The 16148-nt window shown below is 70.2% G+C and carries 12 protein-coding genes and 1 riboswitch; of the genes, 7 read left to right on the forward strand and 5 right to left on the reverse strand.

Translation table 11 applies throughout. The features are described 5' to 3' along the window. Positions 1–6: 6 nt before the first annotated feature. Complete coding sequence (locus OH768_RS02365; protein ID WP_406449475.1) at positions 7–2058, reverse strand: DUF1996 domain-containing protein; 2052 nt, start codon at positions 2056–2058, stop codon at positions 7–9. A gap of 334 nt (positions 2059–2392) precedes the next feature. Then, a riboswitch (cyclic di-AMP (ydaO/yuaA leader) is annotated at positions 2393–2566 on the forward strand. 8 nt (positions 2567–2574) lie between these two features. Between OH768_RS02365 and OH768_RS02370 the strand changes: the two genes are divergently transcribed. Together OH768_RS02370 and OH768_RS02375 are read left to right on the forward strand one after the other, a co-directional pair. Beyond that, the gene (locus tag OH768_RS02370; RefSeq protein ID WP_406449477.1) at positions 2575–4242 is read left to right on the forward strand and encodes an NlpC/P60 family protein; all 1668 of its coding nucleotides are present in this window, start codon (positions 2575–2577) and stop codon (positions 4240–4242) included. 207 nt (positions 4243–4449) lie between these two features. Continuing rightward, a complete protein-coding gene (locus OH768_RS02375) occupies positions 4450–4914 on the forward strand; it encodes a hypothetical protein (RefSeq protein WP_406449479.1) in 465 nt (154 codons plus the stop codon). Positions 4915–4920: 6 nt separating this feature from the next. Here OH768_RS02375 and OH768_RS02380 read toward each other — a convergent pair whose 3' ends face one another. Next, positions 4921–5781 (reverse strand): endonuclease/exonuclease/phosphatase family protein, encoded by an 861-nt coding sequence (locus tag OH768_RS02380; protein WP_406449481.1) that lies wholly within the window; start codon positions 5779–5781, stop codon positions 4921–4923. Positions 5782–5968: 187 nt separating this feature from the next. Here OH768_RS02380 and gndA point away from each other — a divergent pair, with 187 nt between their 5' ends. Further along, on the forward strand, positions 5969–7438 hold the full coding sequence (gene gndA / locus OH768_RS02385; protein ID WP_406449483.1) for an NADP-dependent phosphogluconate dehydrogenase: 1470 nt from the start codon (positions 5969–5971) through the stop codon (positions 7436–7438). A gap of 55 nt (positions 7439–7493) precedes the next feature. Here gndA and OH768_RS02390 read toward each other — a convergent pair whose 3' ends face one another. After that, positions 7494–8492, reverse strand: coding sequence for a LacI family DNA-binding transcriptional regulator (locus OH768_RS02390; RefSeq protein ID WP_406465116.1), 999 nt, complete (start codon positions 8490–8492; stop codon positions 7494–7496). Between the two features lie 294 nt (positions 8493–8786). Here OH768_RS02390 and OH768_RS02395 point away from each other — a divergent pair, with 294 nt between their 5' ends. The 4 genes from OH768_RS02395 to OH768_RS02410 all read left to right on the forward strand — a co-directional run bounded on the left by OH768_RS02395 (position 8787) and on the right by OH768_RS02410 (position 14240). Next, positions 8787–9713 (forward strand): carbohydrate ABC transporter permease, encoded by a 927-nt coding sequence (locus tag OH768_RS02395; RefSeq protein WP_406449485.1) that lies wholly within the window; start codon positions 8787–8789, stop codon positions 9711–9713. 2 nt (positions 9714–9715) lie between these two features. Next, positions 9716–10666, forward strand: coding sequence for a carbohydrate ABC transporter permease (locus OH768_RS02400; RefSeq protein WP_359604097.1), 951 nt, complete (start codon positions 9716–9718; stop codon positions 10664–10666). A gap of 46 nt (positions 10667–10712) precedes the next feature. Continuing rightward, on the forward strand, positions 10713–12053 hold the full coding sequence (locus OH768_RS02405; RefSeq protein WP_406449488.1) for an ABC transporter substrate-binding protein: 1341 nt from the start codon (positions 10713–10715) through the stop codon (positions 12051–12053). Between the two features lie 135 nt (positions 12054–12188). Beyond that, positions 12189–14240 carry a beta-galactosidase gene (locus tag OH768_RS02410; RefSeq protein ID WP_406449490.1) on the forward strand — a complete coding sequence of 684 codons (2052 nt, stop codon included), beginning with the start codon at positions 12189–12191 and terminating at the stop codon, positions 14238–14240. Here the strand turns inward: OH768_RS02410 and OH768_RS02415 are convergent. Together OH768_RS02415 and OH768_RS02420 are read right to left on the reverse strand one after the other, a co-directional pair. After that, a complete protein-coding gene (locus tag OH768_RS02415) occupies positions 14233–14880 on the reverse strand; it encodes a response regulator (protein ID WP_406449492.1) in 648 nt (215 codons plus the stop codon). The genes OH768_RS02410 and OH768_RS02415 overlap by 8 nt on opposite strands. Beyond that, positions 14877–16124, reverse strand: coding sequence for a sensor histidine kinase (locus tag OH768_RS02420; protein ID WP_406449494.1), 1248 nt, complete (start codon positions 16122–16124; stop codon positions 14877–14879). The genes OH768_RS02415 and OH768_RS02420 overlap by 4 nt, the downstream gene beginning before the upstream one ends. Positions 16125–16148: the final 24 nt, after the last annotated feature.

A 16148-nucleotide genomic window follows, 5' to 3' on the forward strand; every position in this document is an offset into this window, starting at 1 on the left:
GGGGTGTCAGCGAGTGCTGCGCTTGCCCCGGTAGAGCACCACGAATCCGGCGACGAGAAGCAGCGCGCCGGCCACGGCGGGCCACAGATTCGCGCCCGTCTCCGCCAGCCCGCCCTGTGCCTGCGGCTGGTTCGGGCCTACGGCGGCGTAGCTCTCCCCACCCGAGGACGAGGCGGGCGGTGTAGCCACCGGGCTGCCCACCTGACCGCCGGCGTTGTCGTCCGAACTCCCCGCCGCGTCCGTCGACTTGGACCCTTCGGTCTTCGTGTCGGCCTTGGGGACCGAGACGGCGGTCGTCAGATCTCCGGGGTCGGTGGTCTGGGTGTCGGTGGGCTCGGGAGCGCTGGTCTCGGTGTCCGGGGCGCTCGTCGCGGGATCGGCGGTGGGCTGGTCGCCGTTGCCGCCGGTCCCTCCGTTGTCGCCATTCCCCGCGTTGCCGCCACTCCCGCCACTCCCGCCGGGCTCGTCGGACGCGGTCGCGGTGGCCGTCGCCGTAGCGGTGTCGGTGGCCGTCGGGGACTCCTGGGGCTCACCGGAACCGCCGCCCGTACCCGAGCCGTTGCCGGAGCCGCCGCCGGAACCCGAACCGCCGCCCGATCCGGGGTCGTTGTCCGTGCCGGCGCCGCACTTCTCGCCGCTGTTGATGCAGGTGACCATGTCGTTCATCAGGCCCTCGTCGAAGACGTTGATGAAGTCGCCGTGGTCGGTGACGGGCTTGTGCTGCTGCTCGGGGAAGGAGTCCACCGCGAACAGCGGGCTCGTCCTGCCGCCGTCCTGGAGGCTCGGCGCGTCGACGGCGTAGACGATCCGCTGCACCAGTTGCGGGATGGCCTTGAAGCCGTCCGGGCAGGCGCCGTCGGCGGCCTCGAAGGCCACATGGGTGCGGTGGTTGGCGCTGTCGATGTTGCGGCCGTCCCAGCAGCTCTGGAACTTGAAGGTGCGCACCACGTCACTGCCGGAAGGGCACAGCGGGTACTTGTCCTTGAGCTGCCGGTCCTCGAACCCGGTGCAGCTCCAGGAGGCGTTGGCGTTGGCGGGGCCGTTGACGAAGGCCTTGGCGTCGCCGGTGATGATGCGCAGGAGGCGCGGCATCGCGACGACCTTGCTCTGCGGGTTGCCCTCGAAGGTCAGGGTGACCTGCTTGGCCGTGACGATCTCACCGGTGTTGCCCTCCGTGCCGCCGCCGGGCTTGTCGGCGTCCCGCTCCTGCTTGCCGTTCTGCAGGCGCAGGACTGGCCAGTAGTAGGTGGACTTGTCGCCCGGGTTCTCGCAGCTCGTGTCGGCGTTCGCGAGGTCCTGGTCGCTGGCGAAGGCGTTGTTGGACTGGTTGCCGATGTAGTCGTGGAAGTGGTGGGCGCCGTTGGTGACGCCGGGGGCGACGATCACGTTGTCGGAGTTGAACAGGCCGTTCTCGTTCACCCCGCAGGCGGTGACGAACGTGCCGCGGGAGGCGCCCGCCTGCTCCTGCCGAGCGTTCACGTTGGGCTGTACGGAGGTGATGTCCGCGTAGTCCGAGGCGACGGGCCCGTTGGTGGACTGCTGCTGGCCCTGCTGCCCCTGGTCTCCGGTGCTGGCACTGGCACTGGCGCTCTGGTCGCCGCCGTTGCCGCCCTGGTCGCCGGTCTCGTTCGTGGGCGCGATCAGGGTGCAGCCGGCGAGGGCGTCGAGTCCCTGGGGGCGGTCCCCGACGCGTGCGATGGCGTCGTCGATCCGTCCGATCGTCGCCGCCCGCTTCTCCTTCAGCGGATTCATGATCGCGTTGTCGGCGAAAGAGGCGTCCTGGCGAATGGACTCCGTCGAGTCCCGGAGTTTCTGGTAGGCCTCGGTTATCTGCTGGTCCAGAAGCGCGAGTTCCTTGTCGACGTCGGTCTTCGCCTCGTCGGGCACCGTCGTCAACTGGGTGCCGATGTCCGGGCAGTCGATCGTCGCGCCTCGCGACGCCGCGTCCGGAGACCCTTGTTGGGCGGAGTCACCGCCCCAACCGCCTTCGGACGCCGACGCGTAGACGTTCGCCGCCACCAGTCCTCCGCCGCCCAGCATCAGGGCGACTGCTGCCATCGTCGCGCGTCGTGCGCCTGTGGGGCGTCTGCGCGTGTTGCGTGCCAAGGAAGTTGCTCCTACACGTATCGGTCGGCCCGGCTCGTCCCGGCATGGAAATCCCCCGACCCAATACGGAGCCCGGTCCCGGTGTGTTCAACCGTCCCAGAAATTCATAGCGACCTCTTATGGATCACCGGCCCCGGCGGGCTCCTGCCCCCTCGACACACCAGGGCGAGGTAAAGGTCACAAATACGTATCGGACATATCGCGCTTCAACCTTCACACGAGGCACACACGTTGGCTAAGTTGACGTTCAGGCCGTACGACCTACTCCGGCGATCGGCGCCGGGCCGCACGGCTTGCGCCGAGTCCGGCGTGTCGCTCGCGGCAGCCGGAGCCGGGGACCCAACCGAACTTGGGGTGAATCGGTCCAACTGCCCTTCAGGGCAAGGACCGTAGGGCAAACCTTCCGTGATCGACGCCCGAACCCGACAGCTAACCCGGTAGGCGCGAAGCGGAAGGAGCAGGTCTGCCATGCCGGCAGAACGACGCACGCGCACCGGAGGCAGTGGCCCCACCGTGGACGACCGACCCAGCCGCGACGAAGTCCAGCGGCGGATCAACTCCCTTTACGACAGGGCCGAGACGGCCACCGGAAACTACAACGCCACACGTGCGATGTCCGGGAAACCGCGCAAGCGTGTCGAGTCCCGCCCCAGCGCGTCACGTCCTTCCGACCCCGCCGTCGAAGCCGTCACCCGGCAACTGTTCGACCGCGCCCGCACCCAACTGGGCCCGACCGTACCGGCGATCCTGCCGCCCGGCAGGACCCCGGCCCGCCCGGCGGAATCCCGCCCCGAGCGGTCCGAACGACGTCCCGAGCCCCAGAGCACCGACCGCGCGCTCGAAGCGCAGCCCGGCCGCGCCGTGGCCGAACTGACCGCGGGGACCACCGCCGCACCGGAGCCCACCGCCCCGCAACTCACGGCCCCCGCACTGGAGTTGACCGCAGCACCCATCGCCGCGCTGCCTCCCGGCGCACAACAGACACCTGTGATGCCGCAGATGTCGCAGACGCAGGTGCCTCAGGCCCAGATGTCGCAGGCGTCGCAGATGTCTCAGATCGCCCAGATCGCACAGATGGCTCAGGCCCAGATGTCGCAGATGCCTCCGGCGACCGTCCTCGACCTGCCGCCGGTACCGCCCGCTTCGGCCGTCGAGGTGCCGCCCGGGAGCGTCATGGCACCACAGCAGTACGCGACCGCCCCGGCACCGGCCTTCGACCCGCTCACCGCGAGCCTGGACCTGCTCCCGGCCATCGGCGCACCGCGCACCGAGACCGCGCCGACGGGCGCCACCTGGCCGCTCCCGGAGACGGCCTGGTCCGCGCCGGAGACCACTTGGTCCACCGGACAGATGCCCATGGTGACCGAGCAACAGACCTGGTCCACCGGACAGATGCCCATGGTGACCGAGCAACAGCCGTGGTCCACCGGCCAGTTCCCCGCAGTGACCGAGCAACAGACCTGGTCGACAGGGCAGATGCCCGCAGTGACCGAGCAACCTGCTTGGTCCACGGGGCAGATGCCTCTGATCCCCCAGGAGCCCCCGGCCCAGCCCGCCTGGCAGCCCGCACCGGAACCGTCCTGGCGCCCGCCGCAGCAGGAGTGGCAGCCGACCGCCCCCGCCCCCGAGGTCTCCTTCGCCGCGGCCCCGTCCGTCGCCCCCGCACTCGCACCCCCCGCCCCTCCGGCCATGGCCCCGGAAGTCACGCTCCCTCCGGCCCCGCCCATGAGCCCGACGCCCGCCAGCGTCACCCCCACCGCACCGGACGCCGGCACCCAGAGCAAGACCGCCACCGCCCTCGCCTTCGCCCGCGCACAGATCGGCAGGCCGTGCCTGTGGGGCGCGGCGGGACCGGACGCGTACGACTGCTCCAGCCTCACCCAGGCCGCCTGGAAGGCGGCGGGCGTCCTGCTCCCGCGCACCGCCCAGGAACAGTCGGGCGCGGGCGCCCTCGTCCCCCTCACGGACATCCGCGCCGGCGACCTGATCTTCTTCTACGACAGCATCGACCACGTCGGTCTCTACACCGGCAACGGCCTGATGATCCACGCGCCGAGCCCCGGCACGCCGATACGCGAGGAGTCGATCTTCTACGCCGGTTCGGCCGCCATCCGGGGCGCCGTACGGCCCGCCTGAGCCGCTCGGGGCCGGGGTTTCCCGGCGCCGGTCGCGTGCACCCCGCTACTCCCGGCGGGCCGCGTCGTTGGTCTGTACGAGTGGTGGAACCCAGGACACGGTCGTAGCGTCGAACGGGAAGACGGACGACGACCGTGTCTCGCCGGGCGGGCCCACCACCGGTGCGGGTGCGGAGCGACGGGTACGAACAGGCGGCCGGGAGCGGACATGTACAAACACACCATGGTCGGACTCGTCACGGTCTGTGCCGCCGCCCTGCTCGCGCCGGCCGTGGACACCTCGTCCGCGGCCCCGGCGACGGTGCGCGCGCAACCGGTCTCCCAGCGGCAGTCCGCGGTCCCCGTGCTGGTCGACTGCCTCTGGCATCCCGAGGTGCGCCCCGCCGACTTCGTGCTCGCCTGCGGTGACGGCAACAGCCGTCTGGCATCGCTGCGTTGGACCAACTGGGACGCCAACTCCGCGACGGCGACGGGCGTCAACTGGGTGAACGACTGCAAACCCTATTGCGCGGCGGGCAAGTTCCACTCGTATCCGGTCGTCGTCCGGCTCGACAACGCGCAGACGTGGAAGCGGCATCCGGGGGTACGGCAGTACGGCCGGATCAGCCTGACCTACACCGACGGAAGGCCGGACAGGTTCGCGCACGTCGTGACCTATCCCCTGTGGAACTGAACCGGGTCACAGCGACAGCTCCACCACCAGCGGCCGGTGGTCCGAGATCGCCGTCCGCGGTGTGTGCGCCGTCCCCACCGCGTCCGCGTCGAGCCCCCTCGCCAGGATGTGGTCGAGCTGGACGCGCGGGCGGTGCGAGGGGTAGGTCGCCCGCCCGGCCGGACCCCGCCAGCTCCGGCGCGCGGTCGCGTTGAGGGCGACCCTGGGCAGCGCGCCGATCAGGTTGAAGTCGCCCAGCAGCAGCTGGGGTTGGGGCAGATCGGCGATCCAGCGGCGGACGGTGTGCAACTGGCGGACGTTCCAGCCCGGTACGAACGAGAGATGGACGGCCACCGCGGTGAACGGGCCGCGCGGTCCTTCCAGTACGGCGGCCAGGGCGGCCCTGGGCTGATCGCGGGCCAGCACCGGAGCGGTCCGCCCGGCCACCTTCAGCGGCACGGCCAGCGGGCCCGGAGGGAGCCGTAGGGCCCGCCACTCGCGGACCGGCAGCCGGGACAGCAACGCGACGCCCTGTGACGGGACTTCGGGCTCCAGTGCCTCGGTTCCGTGGACGCGCGGCGCGGGTTCGGCCGGGTCGTTGACCCACCCCCGGCCCGGCACGAAACGGCTGTGCAGCGCGGTCGCGTAGCGCCAGTCGAGGGCGCCCAGCGCGGCGGCGGCGACCGCCGCCTGGTCGACGCGGCCGGAGCGTTCCTGGAAGCGGTCGACCTCCTGGAGGGCCAGCACATCGACGTCCAGGGACGCGACGGCTTCGGCGAGGGGTGCCGAGGCGTCGTCGGGGCGGGCGGCGGCCGGGTGGCCGTCCGGCCTGATCAGCTGGCCGTGCAGCACGTTGAACGTCGCACACGTCACCCGTATGTCACCCATGGCCGCTCCCTCCCAGGGGAGCGATCTTCGCATCCGGCGCGACACACCGTGCGGCGGTCGGCGGCATCAGCCGGAATCACACGGAATCATGGAGAAGTTCGAGTCAATCCGCGATCACACACGTACCAGCGGTCATGGGCGCCCCGCGCCGACCCGCCACGCCACCGACCCGGAGAACAGGCACCCCATGAACGCATCCGCACCGAACAGCCCAGCCGCCGACGCCACCGCGCAGATCGGCGTCACCGGCCTGGGTGTGATGGGCCGCAATCTGGCCCGCAACTTCGCCCGCAACGGCTACACGGTCGCCGTCCACAACCGGTCGCCGCACCGGACCCACGAGTTGATGAAGGAGTACGGCGACGAGGGTGCCTTCGTCCCGGCCGAGACAGCACAGGAGTTCGTGGCCGCCCTCGAACGCCCCCGCCGCCTGATGATCATGGTGCAGGCCGGTCCGGCCACCGACGCCGTCATCGACGAGTTCGCCGCGCTCATGGAGCCCGGCGACATGATCATCGACGGCGGCAACGCCCACTTCGCCGACACCCGCCGCCGCGAGGCCGCCCTGCGCGAACAGGGCCTCCACTTCGTCGGCGCCGGGGTCTCCGGCGGCGAGGAGGGCGCGCTGAACGGGCCGTCGATCATGCCCGGCGGCTCGGCGGAGTCGTACGCCGTGCTGGGCCCGATGTTCGAGTCCGTCAGCGCGAAGGTCGACGGGGAGCCCTGCTCCACGCACATCGGCACCGACGGCGCCGGGCACTTCGTGAAGATGGTGCACAACGGCATCGAGTACGCCGACATGCAGCTCATCGCCGAGGCCTACGACCTGCTGCGCCAGGTCGGCGGATACAGCCCCGCCGAGATCGCGGACGTCTTCCGCCGCTGGAACGAGGGACGGCTCGGTTCCTATCTGATCGAGATCACCGCCGAGGTCCTCGCCCACACGGACGCGGAGACCGGCGGGGCGTTCGTCGACATCGTCAAGGACGCGGCGGGCCAGAAGGGCACCGGGCGCTGGACCGTGCAGACCGCGCTGGAGCTGGGTTCGCCGGTCACCGCGATCGCCCAGGCCACCTTCGCCCGCGCCTCCTCCAGCCAGGCGGACCTGCGCGCGGCCTACCGCGGACTGCCCGGCGGCACCACTCCCCCGCTCAGCCGCACCGAGGCCGAACGCTTCACCGCCCAGGTGGAACAGGCGTTGTACGCGTCGAAGGTCATCGCCTACGACCAGGGCTGGAAGATGATCCAGGACGCGGCCACCGAGTACGGCTGGTCGATCGACCTCGCCGCGGTCGCCGGGATCTGGCGCGGCGGCTGCATCATCCGCGCCTCCTTCCTCGACCGGATCCGCGCCGCCTACACGGCCGACCCGGGTCTGGTCAGCCTGCTCGGCGAGGAGACCTTCGCGCGGGAGATCGGCGACGCGCAGGTCCCCTGGCGCGAGGTGGTCGCCTCCGCGGCCCGCCGCGGTATCCCCGTCCCGGCGTTCTCCGCCGCGCTGTCGCACTACGACACGCTGCGCGCCGAGCGGCTGCCTGCGGCCCTGCTCCAGGGCCAGCGCGACTTCTTCGGCGCCCACACCTACGGGCGTACCGACCGCTCCGGCACCTTCCACACCCACTGGTCCCGGCCCGGCCGCCCGGAGACGACCGCCTGACCAACTCCCGTACCCGGCCCGCCCGTTGAGGCGGGCCGGAAAGACCATGCGCCCGCTACTCGTCCACGGCGAGGGCGGGCGCCGCCGTACTCGCGCGCACCACGAGCTCGGTCGGCACCAAGGTGGTGCCGTGCTCGTCGCCCCGGTCCCGCATCCGCCGCAGGACACCCTGCACGCACAGCCGGCCGACCTCGGCGAAGTCCTGGTGGACGGTGGTCAGGGGCGGCAGGAAGGAGCCGGCCTCGGGGATGTCGTCGAAGCCGATGACGCTGACGTCCTCGGGGATGCGCCGGCCGCGCTCGTGCAGGGCCCGCAGCAGGCCCAGGGCCATCTGGTCGTTGGCCGCGAACACGGCTGTGCAGTCGGTCTGTTGGGCGAGTTCCAGGCCCACGCGGTAGCCGGACTCCGCGGACCAGTCGCCGCGCACCACGGGGGGCGCCGGGCACCCCGCGTCGGTGAGTTCGGCGCGCCAGGCGTCGGCGCGGCGCTGGGCGGCGAAGGACTCCTCGGGTCCGGCGAGGTGCCAGACGGTGCGATGGCCGAGGTCGAGGAGATGCCGTACGGCCGCGCGCGCCCCGCCGTTCTGGTCGGTGTCGACCACGCTGTAGCGGTCGCCCGCGTCGGAGTCGGCGACGACGACCTGGACGTGGGGCGGCAGCGAGATGGTCGCGGCGTCGAGGAGGTGGACCTCCATGATCGCGATGACGGCGTCGACGGCGAGTTCGCCCAGCCGGGAGAAGGCGCCGCGCACCTCGTCCTGGGTGGGGACGGCGACCGGCAGCAGCGTGACGGCGTAGCCCTCGTGCGCGGCGGAGGTGGCGATCGCCTCCAGGGTGCGCATGTTGCCGGTGGTGGAGAGGTTGAAGGTGATCACGCCGATCGTGCGGAACTCACCCCGCTTGAGCGCGCGAGCGGCGCTGTTGGGCCGGTAGCCCAGTTCCTTCATGGCGGCGAGGACCTGCTGCCGGGTCTCCTCGTTCACGCCCGCGTAACCGTTGGACACCCGGGAGACGGTCTGCGAGGACACGCCGGCCAGGCGTGCGACGTCGGCCATGGACGCGCTCGGGGCGCGCCGCATCACCCGTTTCCCGCCCCGTCTACGGGGCTCCTCGGTGCCGGCCGAGGCACTGTGCGCTGTGTCCACCCGTCTCCTTCCCCTATCGATCCGATTGCCTGGGGCACGTTTCTCCAAACGGCCCTTGACCACCGACATTGGGGCAGTGTAGACATGCCGCCATCAGATGTTTACGTAAACATAACAGGCCGGGACCCTCTCGGACCTGGGTGTTTACGCAACCATCGCGACGGCGTGTGACGCCGGTTCCGAGATGGACGAGCGAGGAACTACATGACGACGCTTCAGCCCCCTGCGGCCGCGAATCGGCCCCCGGTCCGGCCATCGGCCAAACGGGACCGCCGTTCCTGGACAGGGTGGGGTTTCATCGGCCCCTTCGCGGTGGTCTTCGCCTTCGTCTTCCTGGCTCCGATCGTGTACTCGGTCTATCTCAGCCTGTACCGCAACCAGCTCATCGGCGGAAACCACTTCGTCGGCCTGGACAACTACACGCAGGCCCTCCAGGACGACCAGTTCTGGTCCTCTCTGGAGCGGGTCTCGCTGTTCCTGGTGATCCAGGTGCCGATCATGCTCGGCATCGCCCTGTTCGTGGCCCTCGCCCTGGACAGCGGCCGGCTCTTCGGCCGGGACTTCTTCCGCATCACGATCTTCCTGCCGTACGCCGTGCCCGCGGTGGTCGCCACCCTGATGTGGGGCTTCATGTACGGCACCCAGTTCGGTCTGGTGGGCGACATCAACAGCGCCTTCGGCGTCACGCTGCCCGACCCGCTCTCCACACACCTGGTGCTGGCGTCGATCGGCAACATCGTGACCTGGGAGTTCGTCGGCTACAACATGCTGATCTTCTACTCCGCGCTGCGGGTCATCCCGACCTCGCTGTACGAGGCCGCGGAGATCGACGGTGCCGGGCAGTTCCGCGTCATCACCGCCATCAAGCTCCCCGCGATCCGCGGCGCGCTGGTCATCGCGACGATCTTCTCGATCATCGGCAGCTTCCAGCTCTTCAACGAGCCGAGCATCCTGCGACCGCTGGCGCGCAACGCGATCACCACGGACTACACCCCGAACTTCTACACGTACTCGCTGTCCTTCAACGGCCAGCAGCACAACTACTCCGCGGCGGTCGCGATCATCATGGGGCTGATCACCATGGTCATCGCCTATGTCGTGCAGCTTCGCGGCATGCGCAAGGGAGCCTGACCATGAGCACCCCCGTCACCACCGCCTCCGCGTCGGCGCCCGCACCGTCCGGCGGCGGCTCCCGGAGCGCGCCCCGGCTGCGCACCCCCCGCAAGAAGCACACCCCCGGGCGCCCCAGGCGCAGTGTGCTGCTGACCGTGCTCACCGGTCTGATCCTGGTCTACACCGTGGTGCCCCTGATCTGGCTGGTCATCAGCGCCACCAAGACCCAGTCGGGGCTGGCCGACTCGAACGGCCTGTGGTTCGCCCACCGCTTCGCCCTCTGGTCGAACATCCATGACACGTTCACCTACCACGACGGCATCTTCGGCCGGTGGCTGCTGAACACCCTGCTCTACGTCGTGCTCGGCGCCGGCGGCGCCACCTTCCTGGCGATCCTCGGCGGCTACGCGCTGGCGAAGTTCAACTTCCCCGGGAAGCGCGCGATCTTCGCCGTTGTCATCGGCGCCGTCGCCGTCCCCGGCACGGCCCTCGCGGTGCCCACCTTCCTGATGTTCAGCAAGATCGGGCTGACGGACACCCCGTGGGCGGTGATCATCCCCTCGCTGATCTCGCCGTTCGGCCTCTATCTGATGTGGGTCTTCGCCACCGAGGCCATCCCCGTCGAACTCCTCGAAGCCGCCCGCATGGACGGAGCGGGCGAGATCCGCACCTTCTTCCAGGTCTCGCTGCCGCTGCTCGCCCCCGGTGTCGTCACGGTGCTGCTGTTCACCACGGTCGCGACCTGGAACAACTACTTCCTGCCGCTGATCATGCTCAGGGATCCCAACTGGTACCCGCTGACCCTGGGTCTGAGCGCCTGGAGCTCCCAGGCCCAGACGATCGGCGGCGACGTCATCTTCAACCTGGTGATCACCGGTTCGCTGCTCACCATCGTGCCGCTGATCGCCGCGTTCCTGCTGCTGCAGAAGTACTGGCAGTCCGGTCTCGCCGCCGGAAGCGTCAAGGAATAACCCCACCCTCAAGAAGTCCCACCCACGAAGAAGTGGAAGCATCTCCATGCGCAGAACCACCGGCCGCCTGCTGCGCGGCCTCGCCCTCCTCTCCGTCCTCTCCCTGGGGGCGACCGCGTGCGGCAGTTCGGGCGACGACAGCTCCAGCACCAAGGCCGTCTCCGCCTCGGACATCCAGGCGGCCCTGAAGAAGGGCGGCTCGGTCACGGTCTGGGCCTGGGAGCCCACCCTGAAGAAGGTCGCGGCCGACTTCGAGAAGAAGTACCCCAAGGTCAAGGTCAACCTGGTCAGCGACAAGTCCGGTGACAAGTACTACACCGCGCTGTCGAACGCGATCGCGGCCGGGAAGGGCGTCCCGGACGTCTCCCAGGTCGAGTACTTCGCGCTCAGCCAGTACTCCCTGACCAAGGGTCTCAGCGACCTGGCGCCGTACGGCGCCGCCAAGCTGGCGTCCAAGTACACGGCCGGTCCGTGGAACGCGGTGAGTGACGGCTCGAAGGTCTACGGCCTGCCGATGGACTCGGGCCCGATGGCGATGTTCTACAACAAGAAGGTCTTCGACAAGTACAAGATCGCCGTCCCGACCACCTGGGACGAGTACGTCGTCGCGGCCCGCAAGCTGCACAAGGCCGACCCGAAGGCGTACATCGCCAACGACGCCGGTGACGCGGGCTTCACCACCAGCATGCTGTGGCAGGCCGGTTCGCGCCCCTACAAGGTCGACGGCACCAAGGTGACGGTCAACTTCGAGGACGCGGGCGCCAAGAAGTACACGGAGACCTGGCAGAAGCTCCTCGACGAGAAGCTCGTCTCGCCCATCAACGGCTGGACCGACGACTGGTACAAGGGCCTCGGTGACGGCACCATCGCCACCCTGACCACCGGTGCCTGGATGCCCGCCAACTTCGTCAGCGGCGTGGCCGGTGCCTCCGGCGACTGGCGCGCGGCCCCGATGCCGCAGTGGACCGCGGGTGCCAAGGCCAGCGCGGAGAACGGCGGTTCGTCCCTCGCCCTGCCGACGCTGGGCAAGAACAAGGAACTCGCCTACGCGTTCGTCGAGTACGCCAACGCCGGCGCCGGTGTCCAGACCCGTGTCGACCAGGGCGCCTTCCCGGCGACCAAGGCGGAACTCCAGTCCTCCGCGTTCCTGAACAAGGAGTTCCCGTACTTCGGCGGCCAGAAGGCCAACCAGATCTTCGCGCAGTCCGCGTCCGAGGTCGCTTCCGACTGGTCGTACCTGCCCTTCCAGCAGTACGCCAACTCGATCTTCAACGACACCGTCGGCAAGGCCTACATCTCGGGCACCACGCTGGCCCAGGGTCTGAAGAGCTGGCAGGACGCCTCCATCAAGTACGGCAACGAGCAGGGCTTCACGGTCTCGAAGTGACCCGCTCGACGTAGCCGGTTCGACGTAATCGGCATCTCCTCGGGAGCCGCCGCCGAGCAGCACTCGCCCGGCGGCGGCCCGCCCGGATTCCACCCCGCGTCTCGTTCCACCTGTGCAGTCACCGGAAGGACCCCCATGATCTCCACCCTCCTGTCCCAGTTGCGGCACGGGCCGGACGGTGACGCCACGCCCCGTCTCGCCTACGGCGCCGACTACAACCCGGAGCAGTGGCCTCGCGAGGTGTGGGAGGACGACATCCGGCTGATGCGCGAGGCCGGCGTCAACATCGTCTCGGTGGGGATCTTCTCCTGGGCCCGCATCCAACCGGCCCGGGATGACTGGGACTTCGGCTGGCTCGACGAGATCATGGACCTGCTGCACGCGGGCGGCATCGGCGTCGACCTGGCCACCGCCACCGCGTCCCCGCCGCCGTGGCTGAGCACGGAGTACCCGGAGATCCTCCCGGTGACCGCCGCCGGCGAAACCCTGTGGCCTGGCGGCCGTCAGCACTGGCGTCCCACCTCGCCGGTCTTCCGCGAGCACGCGCTGCGCCTGGTACGGAAGTTGGCCGAGCGGTACGCGAACCACCCCGCGCTCGTGGCCTGGCACGTCTCGAACGAGCTGGGCTGCCACAACGTCTACGACTATTCCGACGACGCGGCCCGCGCCTTCCGTGACTGGCTGCGCGCCCGCTATTCAACCGTCGAGAGCCTCAACCAGGCCTGGGGCACGGCGTTCTGGTCGCAGCGGTACAGCGACTGGGAGCAGATACTGCCGCCCCGGCTGGCCGCGTCCTTCCCGAACCCGACCCAGCAGCTCGACTTCAAGCGCTTCTCCTCCGACGCGCTCAAGGACCATCTGCGCGCGGAGCGCGACCTGTTGCGCGAGATCACCCCGGGCGTGCCGGTCACCACCAACTTCATGGTGATGGGCGGCACCAAGGGCATGAACTACGCCGACTGGGCCGCCGAGATCGACTTCGTCTCCAACGACCACTACGTCATGCCGGGTTCGCAGGACCGCGACGAGCTGTCCTTCTCCGCGAACCTCGTCAGCGGCATCTCCTCCGGCAAGCCGTGGTTCCTGATGGAGCACTCCACCAGCGCCGTCAACTGGCAGCCCGTCAACGTGGCCAAGCGCCCCGGCGACCTGGCCCGTGACTCGCTGCTGCACGTCGCGCACGGCGCCGACGCCGTCTGCTACTTCCAGTGGCGCCAGTCGGCGGCCGGCGCCGAGAAGTACCACTCCGCGATGGTGCCGCACGCCGGTGCCGACAGCGAGGTCTTCCGCGCGGTGGCCGAACTCGGCCGCACCCTGCGGACGTTGGCCCCCGTCGCGGGCACGGACCGCGAAACCGCCCGGGTCGGCATCGTCTTCGACTGGGAGTCCTGGTGGGCAAGCGAGCAGGACTCGCACCCCACCGACCGGCTCGACTACCGGCAGGAGGCGCTCGACTGGTACTCCGCCCTCCTCGACCTCGGCGTAAGGGCCGACATCGTCACCGCGCGGACCGCCCTCGACCGCTACGACGTGGTGATCACACCCGTACTGCACATGATCCCGGCGGCCCTGTCCAAGGAACTCACGCGCTACGTCGAGCAGGGCGGCCACCTGATCTCCACGTACTTCTCCGGTGTCGTCGACGAGAACGACCACATCTGGCTCGGCGGCTACCCGGGCGCCCTGCGCGACCTGTTGGGCATCCGCATCGAGGAGTTCGGCCCGCTGCTCGACGGCGACACGGTCGAGCTGGACCTCGGCGGCACCGCCACGGGCTCCCTGTGGACCGACCGGATCACGGTGACCGACCCGGAGGTGGAGGTGCTGGCCCACTACCGCAGCGGCACGTACACCGGCCGCCCCGCCGTCACCCGCCGTACGGTGGGCGGAGGTTCGGCCGCCTACGTCTCCACCCGGCTGGGCCGGGACGGCCTCACCGGCCTCCTCCCCCGGCTGCTCGCACCCGCGGGTGTCGACAGCGAACTTCCGGCAGGGGCAAGGCGAGACGTCGAACTGACCGTGCGCCGCAACACCGACAGCCGCTACCTGTTCCTGGTCAACCGCACCGACAGGACAGTGCCGTTGACCGGCCTGTCCGGGGAGCTCCTGGTCGGCACCGCGGGCGACGACGGCTTCCCCGTGCTCTCCCCCAGGGCTGTCGCCGTAGTACGCCGGCCCGTCAGCTGAGTTCGAGCAGCCCCCGGCGGACGGCCTCCGACACGGCCGCCGCCCTGTTGTCGACCTTGAACTTGCGGTAGATCCGCACGAGATGGGTCTTGATCGTGGCCTCGCTGAGGAACAACGCCTCGGCGATGGCCCGGTTGCTGCGCCCCTCGGCCATCAGCCGGACGACCTCGACCTCGCGTTCGGTCAACTCCCGTGCGGGATCAACCACTTGGCCGACGAGTTCGCCGACGACCTCCGCCGCGAGCCCGACCGAGCCGGCGGCGGCCGTACGAACGGCTTGGAACAGTTCCTCCGGCGGCCCCGCCTTCAGCACATAACCGCGGGCACCCGCCTCCAACGCCCGTACGACATCGGCCCGTCCGGCATAACTGGTCAGCATCACCACCGCCACACTCGACGCCCGCCCGGCTAGCCGACGGACGGCCTCGACGCCGTCGATCCCGCTCCCCGGCCCGGCGAACCGCAGATCCATCAGCGCGACGTCGGGCGTCAACAGGGCTGCCAGGCGTACCGCTTCCTCACCGCTGCCGGCCTCGGCGACCACGTCGAGGTCCGGTTCGCCGTCGAGCAGAGCGCGCAGCCCGGCCCGTACGACGGCGTGATCGTCCGCGATCAGGACGCGGAGCGGTCCGGCGGTCATGAGGCGGTTGCCGCGACGAGAGGCACCAGCGGCTGAATCCGGGACGGGGCGGACACCGTGGCGCGAACCCTGGTCCCCCGGCCCGGCACGCTGCTCACGTCGAGGTCTCCCCCGCACTCACGCAGTCGCGCTCTGGCCGCGGGCAGCCCGAATCCGCGGTCCGCGCGGGCACCGGCCGCGAAGGCCGCGGCGGGGTCGAATCCCCGCCCGTCGTCCGTCACTTCGAGTTCCACCCGGTCCCGGTGCCGCCGGAAGGTGACCACCACACTTCCCGCGTAGGCGTGTTCGCGTACATTCGCCAGGGTGCTCTGTGCGACCCGGAAGAGTGTGGTGGCCACGTGGTCGTCGAGTTCCGGCCGCTGCGCACCCACCGTACGGAACTGGACCTGAGCCCCGGCGCCTTCCGTTCTCGATCGAGCGCACAACAGACGCAGTGCGCCTTCCAGACCCTCCTCGGCGACCGCGGCGGGCGTGAGATCGCGGATGATCCGCCGGGTCTCCGCCAGGTTGGTGCCCAGGCCGTCGGCCACGGCACGGACCCTGGTGCGGGCCTGGTCCGGCCGCTCGTCCCAGTCGCGCTGGGCCGCCTGGAGCAGCATCACGCTGCCGGCGAGTTCCTGGGCCAGCGTGTCGTGCAGATCGCGGGCGATACGGGTCCGCTCCGCCAGCACGCCCGCCTCCCGCTGTTGCTCGGCGAGGGTGTCCCGCGTGTCCCGCAACTCCTCCACGAGCCGCTGGCGGACGGCCGCGTCCCGCTGCTGATTCCGGTAGAGGGCGACGGTCGCCCACACCGCCGCGACGGGAACCAGCGCGACTTCGGGATCGAACCGGCCCGTGGACCGGACGAGCGACCCGACCAGTACGACGGTGATCACGGCCACCGTCACCACGGCGGCACGCCTGCCGAGCACGCGCAGGGCGGCGCAGGCGAGCGGAACGGCGCACCACACGTAGGCGGTTGTCAGCGGTGCCTGGGTGAGGAAGGTCAGGACGGTCCACAGCAGAACCAGTGCGGGGACCCACGCGCGCCGGCCGAGCGACCCGAGCCGGTCCCACCACGTCAGCCCGGCCGCGTACACCAGTGCCAGCGCTCCGCTGACGCTCACGATGTACCAGCACAACGGGACGTCGATCAGGGCGAGCCGGACGAAGCCCGCCCCGACGACGAGGAACAACGCGAAATGGGAGACGTGCTCCAGGGTGTGCCGACTGCCGCGGGCGGTCAGTGGGACGCGAGCGGACACGGCAGATCCCCTTGGGACGAAAGA

The sequence above is a fragment of the Streptomyces sp. NBC_01622 genome (assembly GCF_045209635.1).
Classification (GTDB): Bacteria; Actinomycetota; Actinomycetes; order Streptomycetales; family Streptomycetaceae; genus Streptomyces.